This window comes from Streptomyces sp. 63XJN7_1_ISO-PGPR-S23-121, assembly GCF_056173025.1.
Genome location: NZ_CM149653.1, coordinates 2,019,295 through 2,038,626 on the forward strand (window position 1 = coordinate 2,019,295; position 19,332 = coordinate 2,038,626).

Annotated in this window: 17 protein-coding genes and 1 pseudogene; 10 read left to right on the plus strand and 8 right to left on the minus strand. The window is 72.1% G+C overall.

The window, feature by feature from the left end; genetic code table 11:
- Positions 1 to 15: 15 nt before the first annotated feature.
- Positions 16 to 1,860, minus strand: coding sequence for a thiamine pyrophosphate-requiring protein (locus AC0VYN_RS09060; RefSeq protein WP_451692555.1), 1,845 nt, complete (start codon positions 1,858 to 1,860; stop codon positions 16 to 18).
- 201 nt (positions 1,861 to 2,061) lie between these two features.
- On the opposite strand from AC0VYN_RS09060, the gene AC0VYN_RS09065 reads away from it, so the two are divergent.
- The 3 genes from AC0VYN_RS09065 to AC0VYN_RS09075 all read left to right on the plus strand — a co-directional run bounded on the left by AC0VYN_RS09065 (position 2,062) and on the right by AC0VYN_RS09075 (position 4,486).
- The gene (locus AC0VYN_RS09065; RefSeq protein WP_475535518.1) at positions 2,062 to 2,874 is read left to right on the plus strand and encodes an SDR family NAD(P)-dependent oxidoreductase; all 813 of its coding nucleotides are present in this window, start codon (positions 2,062 to 2,064) and stop codon (positions 2,872 to 2,874) included.
- A 68-nt stretch (positions 2,875 to 2,942) separates the two neighbouring features.
- Positions 2,943 to 4,172, plus strand: coding sequence for a cytochrome P450 (locus AC0VYN_RS09070; protein WP_475535519.1), 1,230 nt, complete (start codon positions 2,943 to 2,945; stop codon positions 4,170 to 4,172).
- 119 nt (positions 4,173 to 4,291) lie between these two features.
- Positions 4,292 to 4,486 carry a hypothetical protein gene (locus tag AC0VYN_RS09075; RefSeq protein WP_359405708.1) on the plus strand — a complete coding sequence of 65 codons (195 nt, stop codon included), beginning with the start codon at positions 4,292 to 4,294 and terminating at the stop codon, positions 4,484 to 4,486.
- Between the two features lie 165 nt (positions 4,487 to 4,651).
- Here the strand turns inward: AC0VYN_RS09075 and AC0VYN_RS09080 are convergent, their stop codons facing one another.
- The 4 genes from AC0VYN_RS09080 to AC0VYN_RS09095 form a co-directional block, all read right to left on the minus strand.
- Entirely contained in the window at positions 4,652 to 5,161 is a 510-nt protein-coding gene (locus AC0VYN_RS09080) for a nucleoside deaminase (protein ID WP_385467153.1), read from the minus strand.
- 258 nt (positions 5,162 to 5,419) lie between these two features.
- Positions 5,420 to 6,238, minus strand: a complete 819-nt coding sequence (gene xdhC, locus AC0VYN_RS09085) for a xanthine dehydrogenase accessory protein XdhC (protein ID WP_475535520.1) — start codon at positions 6,236 to 6,238, stop codon at positions 5,420 to 5,422.
- Entirely contained in the window at positions 6,231 to 8,627 is a 2,397-nt protein-coding gene (xdhB, locus tag AC0VYN_RS09090) for a xanthine dehydrogenase molybdopterin binding subunit (RefSeq protein ID WP_475535521.1), read from the minus strand. Before xdhB ends, xdhC begins: the two co-directional genes overlap by 8 nt.
- Positions 8,624 to 10,102, minus strand: coding sequence for a xanthine dehydrogenase small subunit (locus AC0VYN_RS09095; protein ID WP_475535522.1), 1,479 nt, complete (start codon positions 10,100 to 10,102; stop codon positions 8,624 to 8,626). Before AC0VYN_RS09095 ends, xdhB begins: the two co-directional genes overlap by 4 nt.
- A gap of 744 nt (positions 10,103 to 10,846) precedes the next feature.
- Here AC0VYN_RS09095 and AC0VYN_RS09100 point away from each other — a divergent pair.
- A complete protein-coding gene (locus AC0VYN_RS09100; protein ID WP_451692565.1) occupies positions 10,847 to 11,905 on the plus strand; it encodes a vWA domain-containing protein in 1,059 nt (352 codons plus the stop codon).
- 34 nt (positions 11,906 to 11,939) lie between these two features.
- On the opposite strand, the gene AC0VYN_RS09105 is transcribed toward AC0VYN_RS09100, so the two are convergent.
- The 3 genes and pseudogenes from AC0VYN_RS09105 to AC0VYN_RS09115 form a co-directional block, all read right to left on the minus strand.
- A complete protein-coding gene (locus tag AC0VYN_RS09105) occupies positions 11,940 to 12,371 on the minus strand; it encodes a YybH family protein (protein ID WP_475535523.1) in 432 nt (143 codons plus the stop codon).
- Between the two features lie 59 nt (positions 12,372 to 12,430).
- Positions 12,431 to 12,700, minus strand: a pseudogene (locus AC0VYN_RS09110) (NADPH-dependent FMN reductase family protein); the annotation flags it as partial.
- A gap of 370 nt (positions 12,701 to 13,070) precedes the next feature.
- A complete protein-coding gene (locus AC0VYN_RS09115) occupies positions 13,071 to 13,847 on the minus strand; it encodes an IclR family transcriptional regulator (protein ID WP_475535524.1) in 777 nt (258 codons plus the stop codon).
- 70 nt (positions 13,848 to 13,917) lie between these two features.
- Here AC0VYN_RS09115 and AC0VYN_RS09120 point away from each other — a divergent pair, with 70 nt between their 5' ends.
- The 6 genes from AC0VYN_RS09120 to AC0VYN_RS09145 all read left to right on the plus strand — a co-directional run bounded on the left by AC0VYN_RS09120 (position 13,918) and on the right by AC0VYN_RS09145 (position 19,285).
- Positions 13,918 to 15,078 (plus strand): cupin domain-containing protein, encoded by a 1,161-nt coding sequence (locus AC0VYN_RS09120; RefSeq protein WP_475535525.1) that lies wholly within the window; start codon positions 13,918 to 13,920, stop codon positions 15,076 to 15,078.
- A gap of 1 nt (position 15,079) precedes the next feature.
- Positions 15,080 to 15,907, plus strand: a complete 828-nt coding sequence (locus AC0VYN_RS09125; protein ID WP_475535526.1) for a fumarylacetoacetate hydrolase family protein — start codon at positions 15,080 to 15,082, stop codon at positions 15,905 to 15,907.
- On the plus strand, positions 15,904 to 16,539 hold the full coding sequence (locus AC0VYN_RS09130; RefSeq protein WP_475535527.1) for a maleylpyruvate isomerase N-terminal domain-containing protein: 636 nt from the start codon (positions 15,904 to 15,906) through the stop codon (positions 16,537 to 16,539). Before AC0VYN_RS09125 ends, AC0VYN_RS09130 begins: the two co-directional genes overlap by 4 nt.
- A 28-nt stretch (positions 16,540 to 16,567) precedes the next feature.
- Entirely contained in the window at positions 16,568 to 17,821 is a 1,254-nt protein-coding gene (locus tag AC0VYN_RS09135) for an FAD-dependent monooxygenase (RefSeq protein ID WP_475536840.1), read from the plus strand.
- 109 nt (positions 17,822 to 17,930) lie between these two features.
- Positions 17,931 to 18,623 carry a 3-oxoacid CoA-transferase subunit A gene (locus tag AC0VYN_RS09140; protein ID WP_475535528.1) on the plus strand — a complete coding sequence of 231 codons (693 nt, stop codon included), beginning with the start codon at positions 17,931 to 17,933 and terminating at the stop codon, positions 18,621 to 18,623.
- Positions 18,623 to 19,285, plus strand: coding sequence for a 3-oxoacid CoA-transferase subunit B (locus AC0VYN_RS09145; protein ID WP_475535529.1), 663 nt, complete (start codon positions 18,623 to 18,625; stop codon positions 19,283 to 19,285). The genes AC0VYN_RS09140 and AC0VYN_RS09145 overlap by 1 nt, the downstream gene beginning before the upstream one ends.
- Positions 19,286 to 19,332 lie beyond the last annotated feature (47 nt).

Consider the following 19,332-nt stretch of genomic DNA (forward strand, 5'->3'; position numbering starts at 1 on the left):
CGGGGGCGCCGGGCCTCACTTGTCCTGTCCGGTGCTGTCGTGCGGGCCGGCGCCGGGGCGGTCGCCGCGGTGCCGGCTGCCGGGCAGCATCTCCTGGACCTTCGCCTTGAGGCCCTGGCGGACCATGCCCGCGCGGTCGCTGTCGCCGTGCAGGATCGCGGAGGCCGCGGCCTCGATCTGGTCCAGCGAGGCGTGCGGCGGGATCGGCGGGACGGCCGGGTCGGTGCGGAAGTCGATGACGAAGGGCCGGTCGGCGGCGAGCGCCCGGTCCCAGGCGGACTCGACGTGCTTGGGCTTCTCCACCCGCACCCCGTCGAGGCCGATGCGCTGCGCGATGTCCGCGTACGGCAGGTCGGGGATGGCTTGCGACTCCTCGAACTGCGGGGCGCCGGACATGGCCCGCATCTCCCAGGTGACCTGGTTCAGGTCGCCGTTGTTCAGCACGGCCACGATCAGCCGCGGGTCGGACCACTCGCGGTAGTACTTCGCCGCGGTCACCAGCTCCATCATGCCGTTCATCTGCATGGCGCCGTCCCCGACCAGGGCGATCGCCGGCCGGTCCGGGTGGGCGAACTTCGCCCCGATGGCGTACGGCACGCCGGGGCCCATCGTGGCCAGGGTGCCGGACAGGGAGCCGCGCATGCTGCCGCGCAACCGCAGGTGGCGGGCGTACCAGTTGGCGGCCGAACCGGAGTCGGCGGCGAGGATCGCGTCGTCGGGCAGCTTGCCGTCCAGGGCGTGGACGACGTACTCCGGGTTGACCGGGTCGGCGCTGACGGCGGCGCGCCGCTGCATGACCTCCCACCAGCGGGCGACGTTCTTCTCGACCTTCTCCCGCCAGGTCCGGTCCTCCTTGCGGTGCAGGCGGGGCAGCAGCCGCCGCAGTGTCTCGCGGGCGTCGCCGACGAGGTTGACCTCGTTCGGGTAGCGCAGGCCGATCATGTGCGGGTCGATGTCGATCTGCACCGCCCGCGCCTGGTCCAGCTCCGGCATGAACTGCGTGTACGGGAAACTGGAGCCGATCATCAGCAGGGTGTCGCACTCCTGCATCAGCTCGTAGGAGGGGCGGGTGCCCAGCAGCCCGATGGAGCCGGTGACGTAGGGCAGGTCGTCGGGCAGGGCGTCCTTGCCGAGCAGGGCCTTGGCCACGCCGGCGCCGAGGACGTCCGCCAGCCGTTCGACCTCCTCGCGGGCGCCGCGGGCCCCCTGCCCGATCAGGACCGCGACCCTTTCACCGGCGTTCAGCACGTCGGCGGCCCGCTGGACGTCCTCGTCGGCCGGGACCGGCGCGTACGACCCCAGTCCGAGGCTGGAGGGCACCATCTTGAAGGCGTGCGTGGGCGGGCTGTAGTCCAGCTCCTGCACATCGGCGGGGAGGATGATCGCGGTGACGGTGCGCTTGGCGTACGCGGTGCGGAAGGCCCGGTCGATCAGGTTCGGCAGCTGCTCGGGAACCATGGCCGTCTCGCAGAACTCCGAGGCGACGTCCTTGTACAGACTGGCCAGGTCCACTTCCTGCTGGTAGGAGCCGCCCATGGCGCTGCGGTTGGTCTGCCCGACCAGCGCCACGACCGGCACGTGGTCGAGCTTGGCGTCGTAGAGCCCGTTCAGCAGGTGGATCGCGCCCGGCCCGGAGGTGGCCGCGCACACGCCCACCTTGCCGGAGAACTTGGCGTAGCCGACGGCCTGGAAGGCGGCCATCTCCTCGTGCCGGGCCTGGACGAACTTCGGCTTGTTGTCCGCGCGTCCCCAGGCGGCCAGCAGCCCGTTGATGCCGTCGCCCGCGTAGGCGAAGACATGGTCGACGTCCCACTCGCGCAACCGCTGGAGAATGTAGTCGGACACCTTTGTGCTGGCCATGCAAGCTCCGTTCCCGATTCCGCTGCTGAGCGACTGCCCCCGGCGTCCGGGCCGTGCGGGGACGCGCGGGGCACGACTCTCCATGGGTAACCGAGCGGCTACGCGGGAAACGTCGCCTTCGCGACGCCGGCCCGGCGCCGGCCGGGGGACCTGCGCTTCCGCCGGTGGCTTGGCACCCGGCAAGGGGGTTACTCGCCCACCATGGATGACACACGGCCACTCGCTCTGATCACCGGCGCGTCCAGCGGCATCGGCCTCGAGCTGGCCCGGCAGTTCGCCCTGAACGGTTACGACCTGGTGGTGAACGCCGAGGACGAACGGCTGGAGTCCGCCGCGCGGGGCCTGCGGGAAGCGGGAGTCGAGGTCCGCGCGGTGCGCGCCGACCTCCGGACCGCCGAAGGCCGGTACCTGCTGCTGGACGCGCTCGACGGGCTGACCGTCGACGTGGCGGCGCTCAACGCGGGGGTGGGCCGGGGCGGCGCCTTCGTCGACACCGACCTCGCCGACGACCAGGAGGTCATCGACCTCAACGTCACCGCGACCGTGCGGCTGGCCAAGCCGCTGCTGCGGGCCATGGTGACCCGCGGCGTCGGCCGCATCGCCTTCACCTCGTCCGTCGCCTCGACGATGCCCGGCTCCTTCCAGCCCGTCTACAACGCCTCCAAGTCGTTCGTGCAGTCCTTCGCCCAGGCGCTGGCGGAGGAGGTGAAGGACACCGGCGTGACGGTCACCTCGTTCATGCCGGGCCCCACGGAAACGGACTTCTTCGAGCGGGCGGGCATGGCGGACGACACCCGGATGGGCACCCTGAAGAAGGACGCCCCCGCGCAGGTGGCCGAGCAGGCGTTCAGGGCGATCCTGAAGGGCGAGCGGAAGGCCGTGACCGGATCGTTCAAGACCAAGACGCAGGGGCTGGCCGGAAAGGTGCTGCCCGACGGGGTCAAGGCGGCGGCCCACCGGCGGATGGCGGAGCCGGGGACCGGGGACGAGGAGGACTCCGGGCGGCAGGAGTGACCGCCTGACGGCCATCCGGCCGCCGCGTCCGCCGGTGTCACGGAGGCCGTCCGGGGCACTTCGGGGGCATGAGCCCCCGACGACTGGTTCCCGAGTCCCTGGCCCTGCTGACCGAGGGCTACGCCTGGCTGCCCGACCTGATGCGCGCCGAGGGCGCCACCGCGCTCGACCTCCGCGTCCTCGGCCGGCCTGCTCTCGCCGTACGGGGCCCGGACGCGGTCCGTTTCTTCTACGACGAGGAGCACGTCCAGCGGCACGGAGCGCTGCCCGGCCCGGTCCTGAGTACGCTTTTCGGCCACGGCGCGGTCCACACCCTCGACGGTGACGCCCACCGGCACCGCAAGTCGTTCTTCCTGCCCCTGCTGGAGACCGACGCCGTGACGGGCGCGGCCGGGCACATCGACGCCGCCTGGGAGGAGGCCGTACCGGACTGGCGGGCGCGGCCGGACGTGGTGCTCTTCGACGCCGTCGGCCGGGTGATCACGCGCGGTGTCTGCCGGTGGGCCGGCGTCCCGCTCGCGGAGGACGAGGAGGAACCGCTGGCGCGGGACCTGGTGGCCATGGTGGACGGTTTCGCCACGGCGGGTCCCCGGCACTGGCGGGCCAGGCGGGCCCGGACCCGGCAGGAACGGCGGTTCGCCGGCCTCGTCACCGAGGTGAGGTCCGGGGCGGTGCGGGCCCCGGCGGATTCCGTGCTGGACCGGGTCTGCCGCCATCGCGACGCCTCCGGCGCCGAGCTGACGCCCGGGATCGCGGCGGTGGAGCTGCTGAACGTCCTTCGCCCCACCACGGCGCTGAGCTGGTTCGTGACCTTCGCCGCGCACGCCCTGCACCGTTGGCCCGAACACGGGGAGCGGCTCCGCTCGGGCGAGGCGGGTTTCGCCACGGCGTTCGCCCACGAGGTCCGCCGGTTCTACCCCTTCGCCCCCTTCCTGGGCGGCCGGGCCGTCACCGACCTGACCTGGCAGGGCCACCACGTCCCGGCCGGCGGCCTCGTCCTGCTGGACGTCCACGGCCAGGACCACGACGAACGCCGGTGGAAGGACCCGTACGCCTTCCGCCCCGAGAGGTTCCTCGACCACCCGCCCGGCCGGGACGAACTGATCCCCCAGGGCGGGGCCGACCCCCGCACCGGGCACCGATGCCCCGGCGAGGCCATGACCGTGGGCATCCTGGAGACGCTGTCCCGGCGCCTGGCCGACCTGGACCACGAGGTCCCGCCGCAGGACCTGACCATCCCCCTGAACCGCATCCCCACCCGGCCACGCAGCGGAATGATCATCCGGCTGCGCGCATAGCACCGGGCGCTCCCGGTGATGTGCCGACCGGATGTACCGGGCGGATGTTTCGGGTGGAGCCCGTGAGACACCCGAGTGCCGACACGTGTTCCCGCGCAGGTGAAGCGAGGAGAAGAGCCATGTCGAACCCGCAACAGCCCGAGCTGAGGCGCAGCGACAAGGGAGCGGCCACGTCGGAGGACAGCCAGGCCCGCAAGGCGGCCCAGCCCGCTCGCGGGAGCGGCGGCCGGGCCCACGGCACGGACCGCGGCGACAAGGGCGGAGGCGAAGGCGGCGGTACGCCTCCCGAGCAGCAGCCGGACCACCCGGCCTGAGCCCGAGCCACCCCAGGGCCGGCCCTCGACGCCACCGCGGAGGAACGCGGTGACGTCGAGGGCCGGCCTCATGTGAAGTCGCGCCGCGAACGGGCCGGCGGACGGCTGACCGCGACGCGTCGGAAGCGCGCCCCCGACGCCGAGTGGCCGCGCACGGGCCCCGCGTCAGTAGTCGACGCGGTCGGACTTGGCCAGCCACGCGTCGAACGGCGCCGTGCGGTGCGGCAGGTCGAGGTGCTCGACCCGCGTCGGCCACATCGACTGGGGCTTCATGGCGAACAGGTCGTAGAACTTGCGGTCGTCGAAGCCGGCCACCGCGGCGTCGTGCCGGTCGGCGGAGTAGACGATCCCGTCGACGCGGGCCCACAGCGCGGAGGACAGGCACATCGGGCACGGCTCGCACGAGGTGACCAGCACGCAGCCCTCGAGCGAGAAGGTGCCCAGTTCCTTGCAGGCGGCGCGCAGCGCGCTCACCTCGGCGTGCGCCGTCGGATCCAGCGTCGCGGTGACCTGGTTGTTCCCGAGGGCGACGACGTTCCCGTCCTTGGCGACCAGCGCGCCGAACGGACCGCCGCCGTTGTGCACACTGTCGGTGGCCAGGCTGATCGCCTGCTCCATCCAGGCGCGCTTGAGGTCCTGGATGCTCGCTTCTTGGGTGTGCGCGGTCACGGTCACTCCTTCTCGGACAGGGTGGGGACTTCCCCGGATGCTCCGCCCCATGCGGGACGCCGCCGTCATACCCCCGGCTGCGGGGTCCACCGGCGTGCGAAGAGCGGCTTGTGAGGAGTACACAGCCGGTCATGGGGCGTCAGCTAGGGGTGAAAGACATGAAAACCCCGCAGGCCGGGACCGGCGCTTCGTAGATTTCTACGAGGCCGGCCCGCCGTCGTCCCTGTGGCTTGACTCGAGGACCGCGCCGCTCGGCGGCGCCGCTCAGCGACGGTCCTGTTCGAACGTCAGCAGCAGGTCCGCCGCCACGCTCACCGCGATCACGGCGGGCTCCTTGCCGGTGATCCCGGCCAGTCCGATCGGGGTCTTGATCCGGTCGATGGCGGCCTCGTCGTGGCCGCCCTCGGTGGCCAGCCGGTGCCGGAACCGCGACCACTTGGCGGCCGAGCCGATCAGGCCGATCGAGCCGAGGCCGGCGGTGCGCAGGGCCGCGTCGGCCAGTGCGGCGTCCTCGGCGTGGTCGTGCGTCATGATCAGGACGTGCGTGCCGGGCGCGAGCTCCTCGAGCACCGTCTCCGGCAGCAGCGGCGTGTGGTGCACCTGGATCCGCGCCACCGCGTCCGCCAGCACGCCGAGCCGTTCGTCGGTCAGCATGTCGGGGCGGGTGTCGACCAGGTGCAGGTCGAGCGGATGGCGGGCCAGGACGCGGGCCAGCTCCAGTCCGACGTGACCGACGCCGAACACCGCCACCGCCGGTACCACCGGCAGCGGTTCGAGCAGGACCGTGACGGCCCCGCCGCAGCACTGGACGCCGTGCCGGTTGGTGACCTTGTCGTTGAGCTTGAACTCCATCAGCTCGGGCTCCGCGTCGTGCCCGCCGATCAGCTCACGGGCCCGGTCGATGGCGACCGCCTCGATGTTGCCGCCGCCGATCGAGCCCCACGTCGCGGACGACCCCACGACGAGTTTGGCGCCGGCCTTGCGGGGGGCGTGACCGCGCACGGCCGCGACGGTCACGAGCACGCCGGCTTCCCGGCGGGCCCGCAACCCCGCGACCGCGGCCACCCAGGTCGTGTCAGGCATTGCTCAGGGCGTCGGTGCCGGAGGTGACCGCGCCGCCCTCTCCGCCGTCCCGGCCGCCGCTCCGGCGGGCGGCTTCGATCGCCCAGTACACGGCCTCCGGAGTCGCCGGGGAGGCCAGCTCCAGGCTGACGCCCGCCGGCCCGAACGCCGCCGCGGCCTGCCGCAGCGCCTCGCGCACCGAGAACGCCAGCATCAGCGGGGGCTCGCCGACCGCCTTGGACCCGTAGACCGCGCCCTCCTCGGTGGCGTTCTCCAGCAGCGTGACGTTGAACTCCTCGGGCATCTCCGAGAAGCTCGGCAGCTTGTACGTGCTCGCCGCCTGGGTCAGCAGCCGGCCGCGGTGGGGCCCGTCACCGGTGTCCCAGCGCAGGTCCTCCAGCGTCAGCCAGCCCGCTCCCTGCACGAAGCCGCCCTCGACCTGACCGATGTCGATCAGCGGGGAGAGGCTGTCGCCGACGTCGTGCACGATGTCCACCCGCCGGATGCGGTAGGCGCCGGTGAAGCCGTCGACCTCCACCTCCGTCGCGGCGGCACCGTGGGCGAAGTACTTGAACGGCGAGCCCCGGAAAGCCTTCGCGTCCCAGTGCAGGCCCTCGGTCCGGTAGTAGCCGGCCGCCGACAGCTGCACCCGCTGGAAGTACGCGGTGCGCACCAGGTCGTCCCAGGCCAGTTCCCCGTCGCCGCCCAGGGCGCGCGCCACGCCCTCGACGATGCGTACGTCCGAGGCGTTCGCGCCGAGCTGCGAGGCGGCCACCTGGAGCAGCCGTCCGCGCAACTGCTCGCAGGCGTTCTTGATCGCCCCGCCGTTGAGATCGGCGCCCGAACTCGCCGCGGTGGCCGAGGTGTTGGGCACCTTGTCGGTACGTGTCGGGGCGAGGCGCACCTTGTGCAGCGGGATGCCCAGCGTCGTCGCGGCCACCTGCAGCATCTTGGTGTGCAGGCCCTGGCCCATCTCGGTGCCGCCGTGGTTGATCAGGACGGAGCCGTCCTTGTAGATCAGCACCAGCGCGCCGCCCTGGTTGAAGGCGGTGAGGTTGAACGAGATGCCGAACTTGATGCCGGTGACCGCGAGGGCCCGCTTGGTGTGCGGGTGCGCGGCGTTGAAGGCGGCGATCTCGCGCTTGCGGTCGGCGATGCCCGCGTCGCGCCGCACCTGCTCCCACACGGTGGAGATCCGCTCGGGCTGCGTGACCGGCTGCCCGTACGGCGTCGTCTGGCCCTGGCCCGGCCGGTAGAAGTTGCGTTCCCGCAGCTCCATGGGGTCCAGGCCGAGCAGCGGAGCGCAGCGGCCCAGGATGTCCTCGATCACCAGCATGCCCTGCGGTCCGCCGAAGCCGCGGAAAGCGGTGTTGGAGACCGTGTGCGTCCTGGCGATGCGGCCGGCGACACGCGCGTTGGGGATCCAGTAGGTGTTGTCGATGTGGCACAGCGCGCGGGCCAGCACCGGCTCGGACAGGTCGAGGCTCCAGCCGCCGTCGGCGACCAGCGTGGCGTCCAGGGCCTGGATGCGGCCGTCGGCGTCGAAGCCGATCCGCCACTGGGCGTGGAACCCGTGCCGCTTGCCGGACATGGTCAGGTCCTGCGTCCGGTTGAGCCGGAACCGGACCGGCCGGCCGGTGAGCTTGGCGCCGAGCGCGGCGACGGCCGCGAACCCGTGCGGCTGCATCTCCTTGCCGCCGAAGCCGCCGCCCATCCGCAGGCACTGCACGGTGACCTCGTGGGACGGCACGCCGAGCACGTGGGAGACGATCTCCTGGGTCTCCGACGGGTGCTGGGTGCTGCTCTGGACGAACACCTGCCCGTTCTCGTCGACCTGGGCGAGCGCCGCGTGCGTCTCGAGGTAGAAGTGCTCCTGGCCGGCGAACTGGAACTCGCCGGTGAACACGTGCGCCGAGTCGGCGAAGCCGGCGTCGACGTCGCCGGCCTCCATCACGGGCCGGACGCCGTGGTAGCTGCCCGCCGCGATCGCGTCCTGGAGCGTGACCAGGGAGGGCAGTTCGTCGAGCTCCACCTCGACGGCCGCCGCACCGAGCCGGGCCGCCTCCAGCGTCTCGCCGAGCACCCAGGCGACCGCGTGGCCGTGGAACATGACCTCGTCGGGGAACAGCGGCTCGTCGTGCTTCATGCCGGCGTCGTTGACGCCGGGCACGTCGGCCTTGGTCAGGACGCGCACCACTCCGGGCACGGCGAGCGCGGGCGCGGTGTCGAGCGCGACGATCCGGCCGTGGGCCCTCATGACCTGCACCGGGTAGGCGTGCAGCACGTCCTTGGTGCGCTGGACCAGGTCGTCGGTGTAGAGCGCGGCGCCGGTGACGTGCAGGGCCGCGCTCTCGTGCGGCATCGGGACGCCGACGACGGGCTTCTCGGGACGCTCGGACAGGTGGCTCATGACGGCACCGCCTCGGTGTTCTGTGCGTACAGCTTCAGCAGGCTCTGGCCGAGCATCGCGGAACGGTAGAGGGAGCTGGCGCGATGGTCGTCCATCGGCGTGCCCTCGCCCCGCAGTACCCGGGCTGCGGTCTCGACGGTCTCCGTCACCCACGGCCTGCCCTCCAGGGCCGCCTCGGTGGCGAGGGCGCGGATCGGGGTGGCGGCCACGCCGCCCAGGCCGATGCGTGCCTTGCGGACGACGCCGCCCTCGATGTCGAGCGCGAACGCGACCGCCACACTGGAGATGTCGTCGAAGCGCCGCTTGGCGATCTTGTGGAAGGCCGTGACGGGCGCGAGCGGCAGCGGGACGCGCACCGCGCGGATCAGCTCGCCGGGACGGCGCACGCTCTGCCGGTAACCGGTGAAGTAGTCGGCCAGCGGGACCACACGCTCGCCGTCGGCGTCGGCGAGCACCAGCGAGGCCTCCAGCGCGAGCAGCACCGGCGGGCTGTCGCCGATGGGGGAGCCGGTGCCCAGGTTGCCGCCGAGGGTCGCGCTGTTGCGGATGAGCCGGGACGCGAACTGCGGGAACAGCTCCGCCAGCAGCGGCACGTCGCCGTCGAGGCGCCGTTCGATCTCGGTGAGCGTCTGCGCCGCCCCGATCTCGATGTGGTCGGACTCGATGCGCAGTCCCCGCAGTTCGGGCAGCCGGTCGACGGCGACCACGCAGTCCGCGCGCCGGGCACGGATGTTGACCTCGACGCCCCAGTCGGTGCTGCCGGCGACCACCACCGCGTCGGGCCGCTCGCGCAGCAGCCGGGTCGCCTCGGCCAGGGTGCCGGGCCGCAGGAACACGGCGTCGCCCCGGGCGTATTCGGTGGCGACCGGCTCGGGCGGTGACTGCTCGCGGCGCCGCGCCAGCGGATCGTCCTCGGCCGGTGCGCCGACGGCGAAGGCCGCGTCGCGGATCGGGCGGTAGCCGGTGCAGCGGCACAGGTTCCCGCTCAGCGCGTGCAGGTCGAAGCCGTTCGGACCGTGCTCGGCGTCGGCGCCGTCGGCCGTGCCGTCCGCGTCGGGGGCCGCGTGCGCGCAGCGGTCGGGACGGTAGTACTCGGCGGCCATGCTGCAGACGAACCCGGGCGTGCAGTAGCCGCACTGCGAGCCGCCGCGGACGGCCATCTCCTCCTGCACCGGGTGCAGCGCGGGCGGCGTACCGGGCGCACCGGCGGTGGCGAGGCCCTCGGAGGTCACGATCTCCTGACCGTCGAGGGACGCGACCGGGACCAGGCAGGCGTTGACCGCCACCCAGTCGGTGGGCTTGTCCACGCCGGGCCGGGCCACCAGGACCGAACACGCGCCGCATTCGCCCTCGGCGCAGCCTTCCTTGGTCCCGGTGAGGCCACGGTCGCGCAGGAAATCGAGGACCGTTGTCCGGGGTGCGGCCGGGGAAATAGGTGTGCTCTTCCCATTGACCGTGATCCGTGCCGCTACCATGGCACATCCTCATTTCGGAGCGCGGTCGTACAGATGATGCTCGTCGCCATTTCAGGGGCTTTCTCTATCGGTGGCGCAGCTTAAGCGTGATAAACCCGACCGGAAATCAGCGCGCGAGGGCGCGCCCGCGGGCGGGGAGGAGATCAGAGGACACCGGGGCCGTGGATCCGGCACGCCGGGAAGAAGAGGCTGTTCAGCAGCCGTGTGCTACGCGACCCGGGACCCAGACGGTCCGCTGCGCGAGGCGATGCAGGTCGGAGATGATCGACATCCGACTTCGCCCCCTTCCAGCAGCTCTCGAGTCGGTCCGGTCGAAAAATACGGTGCCGCGGGGCGACGGTCAAGGCTCCGCCCGTGTCCGGCTTTCACCGCCACCCCGGAGACGGCGCGGGCCCGCGTGCGGGAGACGCCCCGACGGGCCCGTCCCGTGTCCGCCGTGCCCTCGCATTTACGAGGCGGACCGGTCGTATTCCGCCGCAGGTGCGATCCGGTCACCGGTAATTCTCTGAGGCATTTCCGAGTGCGAGACGGGTCGCGGTCACTCGGTGCCGGCCGGACCGGCGTCCTCGGCGGCGCCCGTCCCGGCACGACGGTCCGCGGCGCGCTGTCCCGGTCCCGGCAGGTGTGCCCCCGGTGCCGGGCACGGACCCGCCGGGACGGGTGATCGTGCGTCAGGCGGCGTTGTCAGTGCCTCCTCCTAGTGTTCGAGCATCAGTCGGGGAGCCTCGCAGAAGGAGCAGAACCATGTCCGCCAACAGGATCCAGCACAAGGTGAACCACGTCGCGCTGGTAGTGGACTGTTCGGGTTCCATGTATCAGCACCAGAGCCAGCTCATCCGCGTCGTCGACGAATTCGTGGCGGGTCTGAAGGCCGAGTCGGACAGCCTCGGCCACGAGACCCGGATCAGTCTCTACTCCTTCGACCACCGGGTGGAGAACCTGGTCTGGGACATGGACGTGAAGCATCTGCCGTCCATGCGGGGCCTGTACAAGGTCAACAACGGCGCCACGGCCCTGATCGAGGCCTCTCTGAAGTCCCTGGACGACCTCGGGCACATCTGGGAGGAGTACGGCGAGCACAGCTTCCTCCAGATCGTGGTGACGGACGGCGAGGAGAACGCCTCCGGCGGCGACAGGCGGCACGACGGCGACATGACCATCCTCGGCCCGTGGCTCGACAGGATCTCGGCGAAGATGAACGGACTTCCGGGCCACTGGACGTCCGCCATCCTCGTCCCGAACTCCCTCGCGAAGCGCACCGCCCAGAACTACGGTTTCCCGGCCGGCAACATCGCCATCTGGGACGCGGACTCCCAGAAGGGCGTGGAGGAGGCCATCGGCACCGTGCGGGCCGCCGCCACCAGCTTCCTCAGGGGCCGCGAGCAGGGTGTGCGGGGCACGAAGAACCTGTTCGCCGTCGGCCAGGACATATCCGTCGACGACGTGCGGGCGAACCTCGAACCGATCCCGGCCGACAAGTACCGGCTCCTCAAGGTAAACCAGGAGATGGAGATCCGCCCGTTCGTCGACTCGCACCCGGGAGTCACCTACGAACGCGGCTCCTGCTACTACCAGTTGGGCGCCCGTGCCCTGGTCCAGCCCAACAAGGAGGTCATCGTGGTCGAGAAGGACACCGACCGCGCCTACACCGGGGACGCCGCCCGCAGCCTCCTGTTCGGCACGGGCATCCAGGGGACCGTCTCCGTGAAGGCGGGCAACAACCCCGAGCTGGAGGTGTACGTGCAGAGCCGCTCGGTGAACAGGAAGCTCAAGCCGAAGACCCGCCTGCTCATCATGCTCTGAGGGAAGAGAACGGAAAGACGGTCGGCGCCCCGGCTCACCTGTCCGGCGGGGACCACGCCCGGAGGGTCTCCGGATCGATCGGCACGGAGATGTGCTCGTGCGTGATCAGCCACCTGCCGTCCGACCGTGCGAGACCGACGCTCGAGCGCACCCAGACGCTCATGACGGTCCCGTCCCGGCGAGTGCCGGAGTCCAGGTGGAGCATGTGCGCGAAGGCGAGGTCGCCGTCACCGCTCGCGACGGTCGGCTCGTGCGTCTCGAGGCCGATCGGGCCCTCGTAACCGCCGAACCACCGCAGGAAGTTGCGGCGGACCGCCTCACGACTCGTGAAGTGGAGTGGGGGGACGACGTCGTAGTAGACGACGTCGTCGGAGTAGAGGGACATGAGCCGGTCGATGTCCTTGGTCCGGCAGGCCTCGACGCGCTCTTCCAGCAGCGCCCTGATGCCGGCTTCGTGTGACGTCATCGCATCCTCCTCGAGAAGCGGAACCGCGACCGGTCCGGCCGCGGGTCGTGCGGACCGGCTCAGGCGGCGCGGCCGGCCCTGAGCGCGGCGGCGGTGTCGACGGCGCGCCGGGCCTGGTGGCGGGCCGCTTCCAGGGACACGTCGCCGGGTGCGCCGTCGCCCGCCACATGGGAGGCGCCGTAGGGGTTGCCCGCCTTGAGGTGGACGGGGTCGGTGTAGCCGGGCGGCACGATGATGCCGCCCCAGTGGTAGAAGGTGTTGCCCAGCGCCAGGAGGGTCGACTCCTGGCCGCCGTGCGCGGTGTTGGACGCGGTGAACGCCGAGTAGACCTACGCCGCCGGGGCCGGTGCCGGGGCGCCGTCGCGGCCGGGAGCCAGGGGCGCCGGTGCCTCGTCCTCGGGGGAGCGGCGGGCGGCCCCGACCCCGATCATGCCGTCCCGTTGTTCGGCGTCATTGCTGTTCTCCCTGGCTGGGAAAGAGGGGCGTCCCGGGAAGCGGGAGCCTCGAGAGCGTGGAATGCCTCGGCTCGGCGTACGCGGTGGGGGAGAGGGCGCGACGCGAGTCGGGCGGGATGCCGTGGAGAATGACACTCGCTTTACGGCGCGTCAATGATTTGTTCGTTACCTAAGATGGAAAGGCGCCGTGTAAGGCGAATGGCCGGGTGCTCACCAGAGGTCCGCGCCGGCGCGTGACGGGGACTCAGGCCTGCCCGGCCAGGTCCCCCTCCAGCGCGTGCGCCGTGGTGTCGAGCGCGGCGACCAGTGACCGGAGGCGATGCGGGTCGTAGCGCACACCGGGCATCGACACCGACAGACCGGCCAGCGCGGTGCCGTCCGGACCGCGCACCGGGACGCCGACGGCGACCAGGCCGCGTTCGGAGCGCTCCTTGTTGACGGCGAACCCGTTGCGGCGCAGACGCCTCAGCTCCGAACGCAGCCCGTCGAGGTCCGGACGGTCGGCGGGGCGGGTGCGGTAGCGCTCGGGGGCGTACACCTCGTCCAGTTCCTCGTCCGTGAGGTCGGCGAGCAGCAGCAGTCCCGCCGTCGTGCGGTGGGCGGGGAACACCATGCCCTCGCGGGAGCCGACCCGCAGCGCCTGCCGGCATTCGACGCTGGCGATGAAGCGCGCCGTGTCCCCGGTGCGCACGATCAGGTTCGTGGTCTCGCCCAGGAGATCGACGACCCGGTGCAGATGGGGCAGGGCCGCCGCGCGCAGCCGCGACACGAGGGACTGGGAGTGCGCGGCGAGCTCCAGCACCGGCCCCGCGCGGTAGACGCGGTCCTCGCCCTGCACGGCGAAGTCACGGTAGACGAGCATCGCCAGGAGCCGGTGCGCGGTCGACCTGGCGACCCCGAGCCGCTCGGCGATCTGCGACACGGTCGCACCGCCCTCCATCTGCAGGATGGTCGCCGCCCGCAGCGCGTGGTCCACGCTGGCGACGGGGTAGGGCGGCGGCGTCTTGAGCGGCTTGTCCATGGTCTGTCCCTCATGTTCTGCTCTCCAGAATCTACATGTTCTTCTGGCAGACACGTCGCAGGCTGTGGCCGTGACTCAGTCCTCCATCGCCCACGACACCGCAACGGGTTCCCCGGTCCGGCTCCAGGCCGTCGCCGCGGAGGGGCAACCCGAGGTCACCCCGGCGCTCGAAGAGCTCTACCGGGGCTTCGAACAAGAGCTGCTCGTCCCGCTCTGGACCGAGATCGGCGACCTGATGCCGGCCCACCCGCGCTCGCGCGCCGTGCCGCACCTGTGGCGCTGGGAGCGGCTGCGGGAGCTGGCGGACCGGGCCGGCGGCCTGGTGCCGGTCGGCCGCGGCGGCGAGCGCCGCGCCCTCGCGCTGGCCAACCCCTCCCTCGGGGGCAGGCCCTTCGCCACGCCGACCCTGTGGGCCGCCATCCAGTACCTCATGCCCGGCGAGGACGCCCCCGAGCACCGCCACACCCAGCACGCCTTCCGCTTCGTCGTCGAGGGCTCGGGCGTGTGGACGGTCGTCGGCGGCGACCCCGTGCCGATGAACCGCGGTGACTTCCTCCCGCAGGCCGGCTGGAACTGGCACGCCCACCACAACGCGACCGCCGAGCCGATGGCCTGGATCGACGGCCTGGACATCCCGTTCCAGTACGTCACCGAGGCGCAGTTCTTCGAGTTCGGCCGCGACGAGATCGGCGACGACGAGCGGATCACCCCCGAGCGGTCGCGTTCCGAGCGCCTGTGGGGACACCCGGGCCTGCGCCCGCTGTCGGCCGTCCCCGCCACGCCGGGCAGCCCGCTGCTGTCGTACAAGTGGGAGTACACCGACGCGGCCCTGCGCGACCAGCTGCTGCTGGAGAAGGAGGGCTTCGGCGGCACCGTCGAGCCCGGCCACGCCGCGGTGCGCTACTCCAACCCGCACGACGGCTCCGACGTGCTGCCGACCCTCCGCGCCGAGTTCCACCGCGTCGCCCGGGGCGCCGAGACCGCGCCGGTGCGCGAGACCGGTTCGTCGGTCTACCAGGTCTTCGACGGCTCCGGCGTGGTGACCGTCGGCGAGAAGTCCTGGACGGTCGGCCGCGGCGACCTGTTCGTCGTCCCGTCCTGGGAGCCGTTCTCCGCCCGTTCCGAGGCCGGCGCGTCCGACTCCGACGAGGGCGCCCTCGATCTGTTCCGCTTCTCCGACGCGCCCGTCTTCGAGGCGCTCAAGCTCGCCCGCACCCAGAAGGACGCCTGACATGAAGCTCGCCACCATCCGCACCGCCGACGGCACCCGGGCGGTCCGCCTCGACGGCGAGAGGCTCGTCGACCTCGGGTACGCCGACCTGGGCGAACTGTTCGCCGAGGACGGCTGGCAGAACCGGGCCGCCACCGCGTCCGGCACCACCTATCCGGTCGATGGCGCGGACTTCGCACCGGTCGTCCCCAACCCCTCCAAGGTCGTCTGCGTCGGCCACAACTACACCAACCACATCAAGGAGATGGGCCGGGACCTGCCCAGCCACCCGACCCTCTTCCCGAAGTTCGCCGAGACCCTGCTGGGCGCGAACGACGACATCGTCAAGCCGGCCGAGACCGAGGCGTTCGACTGGGAGGTCGAGCTGGCCGTCGTGATCGGCAAGCAGGTGCGCCGCGCCGACGAGCAGCAGGCCGCCGACGCCATCGCCGGCTTCACCGTCATGAACGACATCTCGGTGCGCGACTGGCAGTTCCGCACCATCGAGTGGACCCAGGGCAAGATCTGGGAGGCCACCACCCCGGTCGGCCCCTACGTCGTCACCCCCGACGAGGTCGGCGGCGTCCGCCCCGCGCTCGAGGTCAAGACGGTCGTCGACGGCCAGGTCATGCAGCAGGACGACACCGGAACGCTGCTGTTCGACCCGGTCTTCCTGGTCCAGTACATCTCCACCGTCATCACCCTGAAGCCGGGCGACATCATCGCCACCGGCACCCCGGCCGGCGTGGGCAACGCCCGCGACCCCAAGGTCTTCCTGCTCCCCGGCCGGACCGTCGTTACCGAGATCTCCGGCCTGGGCGCCTGCGCCAACAAGGTGGTGGAGGGATGACCACCGCCCCCCGGACCTCCGCCGACACCCGCGGGTGGGCCCGCACGGGCACCGAGCTGATGCTCGACGCCGTCGCGCGCCTCGACGAGACCGCCTTCTCGGCCCCGAGCGTGCTGCCGGGCTGGACCCGCAAGCACCTGGTGGCGCACGTCGCCGCCAACGCCGACGCGCTGTGCAACCTGGTGCACTGGGCGGCCACCGGCGAACAGACGCCGATGTACGCCTCCGCCGAGGAGCGCGCCGCCGGCATCGCCAAGGGTTCCACCCTCTCGGCGGGCGAGCTCCGCTCCTGGCTCACCGACTCCGCGCACAGGCTCACGGCGGGACTGGACGGGCTCACCGACGAGCAGTGGCACAACAAGGTCGTCACCGCCCAGGGCCGTACCGTCCCCGCCACCGGACTTCCCTGGATGCGCGCCCGCGAGGTGTGCGTCCACGCCGTCGACCTCGGCACCGGCGTCGTCACCTTCGCCGACCTCCCGAAGGGCTTCCTGACCGCCCTGGTCGCCGAGATCAGCGCCAAACGGGAGCTGACCGGGCTGCCCGACGGCCCGCTGCCCGAGGTCGCCGCCTGGCTGGCCGGCCGTCCCCACTCGCTCGCCGACGCCCCCGGGCTCGGCCCGTGGCTGTAGAGAAGTGAGTCCCATGTCCAACCCTGATGTGATCGTGGTCGGTGGCGGCATCGGCGGCCTCGGTGTGGCGTTCTCGCTGACCCGCCAGGGCCTGCGCGTCCGCCTGCTGGAGAGCGCCCCCGCCTTCGGCGAGGTCGGCGCCGGCATCCAGCTCGCCCCCAACTGCACCCGCATCCTCGACGACTACGGCCTGCTGGACGAGGCCAAGGGCCTCGGCGTCGTCCCGGACGCGATGGTCATGCGCGACGCCGTCGACGGCGACGAGCTGACCCGGCTCGACCTGCGCGACCTCGAGAAGCGCCACGGCTATCCGTACCTGGTCATCCACCGCAGCGACCTGCACGGCCTGCTGCTGCGCGCCTGCGAGCGCGCCGGCGTCGGGCTGGTCAACGACGCCCGGGTGACCTCGTACGAGAACACGGACGGCGGCGCCCGGGTGACCCTCGCCTCCGGCGGGACCCACGAGGCCGGCATGGTGATCGCCGCCGACGGCCTGCACTCGCCCGCCCGCAAGCTGTTCGTCGACGACCAGCCGGTCTCCTCGGCCTACGTCGCCTACCGCGGCACCGTTCCCGCCGACCAGCCGCGGGTGAAGTCCGTCGACCTCGGCGAGGTCGTGGTCCACATCGGCCCCCGGTGCCACTTCGTCCACTACGGCCTGCGCGGCGGCGCGATGCTCAACCAGGTCGCCGTCTTCGAGTCGCCCAAGGCCCTGGCCGGCCGGGACGACTGGGGCACGCCCGACGAGCTCGACGCCGCCTTCGCCGGGACCTGCGACTTCGTCCGGGACGGCCTGCCCTTCATGTGGCGGGACAAGTGGTGGCGCATGTTCGACCGCGACCCGGTCATGACGTGGGTCCACGGCCGGATCGCGCTGCTCGGAGACTCCGCGCACCCGCCGCTGCAGTACATCGCGCAGGGCGCGATCATGGCCATCGAGGACGGCTGGGTGCTCGGCGAGCACGTCGCCCGCAACAGCGCCGAGGACGGCACCGTCGCCTGGACCGCCGCGCTCGCCGCCTACGAGGCCGTCCGCCCGGAGCACTGCCGCCGCGTCCTGACCACGTCCCGCAAGTGGGGCGAGCTGTGGCACCTCGACGGTCCCGCCCGCGAGCGGCGCAACGTGCTGCTGCGCGCCCGCGACACCTACGACTACTCCTTCACGGACTGGTTGTACGGCCCGACCGCGCTGACCCCGGACCAGGAGCCCGAGATGTTCACGCCGATCCCGCTGGACTCGGCGCCCGTCGGGGAAGCGGTGCCCGCGGGTGAGGCGGCATGAGCGACGCCTGCCTCTGGCGGCGGCGCTGGGGCGTGGCGGCCGTCTGCATCGGCGTGGGCCAGGCCCTCGCCGTGGTCCTGGAGAACGTGACCGACGAGGTGAGCCGGGGATGACCACGACCATCGCCGCGACGGCCGACGAGGCCGTGGCGGGCATCGAGGACGGCTCGACGGTCCTGGTGGGCGGCTTCGGCCTGGCGGGCATGCCGTTCGACCTCGTCGACGCCCTCATCCGGCAGGGCGCCACGGACCTGACCGTGGTCTCCAACAACGCCGGCAACGGGGACGTGGGCCTGGCCGCGCTGCTCAAGGCCGGCCGGGTGCGCAAGGTGATCTGCTCCTTCCCCCGGCAGAGCGACTCCTACGTCTTCGACGACCTGTACCGGGCCGGACGCGTCGAGCTGGAGGTCGTCCCCCAGGGCACCCTCGCCGAACGGATGCGGGCCGCCGGGGCGGGCATCGGCGCCTTCTACAGTCCCGTCGGCGTCGGCACCCCGCTGGCCGAGGGCAAGGAGACGCGGGAGATCGACGGCCGCGTCCACGTCCTGGAGCACCCCATCAAGGGGGACGTGGCCCTGATCTCCGCCCACCGCGCGGACACCATGGGCAACCTCGTCTACCACAGGACCGCCCGCAACTTCGGTCCCGTCATGGCCACCGCGGCGACCACCGTCGTCGCCCAGGTCACCGGCATCGTGCCCATCGGGGACATCGACCCGGAGACCGTGGTCACCCCGGGCATCTACGTCGACCGCCTGGTACGGGCCGAGGCCCGCCGGCTCACCGTGCAAGGAGCCCGCTGATGACCACCACCCTGCCGGAGCGGACCGACCGGGGCCCGCTCACCACCGACGAGCTCGCCGCCCGCATCGCCCGCGACATCCCGGCCGGGTCCTACGTCAACCTCGGCATCGGACAGCCGACCAGGATCGCCGAGCACCTGCCGCCGGACGCGGGGATCGTGCTGCACACCGAGAACGGCATGCTCGGCATGGGCCCCGCCGCGACCGGCGACGACGTCGACCCCGACCTCACCAACGCCGGCAAGGTCCCGGTCACCGAGCTGCCCGGGGCGGCGTACTTCCACCACGCCGACTCCTTCGCGATGATGCGCGGCGGCCACCTGGACGTCTGCGTGCTCGGCGCGTTCCAGGTCTCCCAGCACGGCGACCTGGCCAACTGGCACACCGGCGACCCCGACGCCATCCCCGCCGTGGGCGGCGCGATGGACCTCGCCGTCGGGGCGCGGCGGGTCCTGGTGATGATGAGGCTGTTCACCCGGAACGGCGCCCCCAAGCTCGTCCCCGCGTGCACCTACCCGCTCACCGGGCCCGGCTGCGTCCACCGCGTCTACACCGACCACGGCGTCTTCGCCGTCGGCCCCGACGGGGTCCGGGTGCTGGAGACGTACGGCATCACGACGGCGGAACTGCGGGAGCGGCTCTCCGTCGAGCTCCACCCGTGATGCTTCACTGCCCGTAAAGAACACGGACGACGTGTCCGGACGCGGTC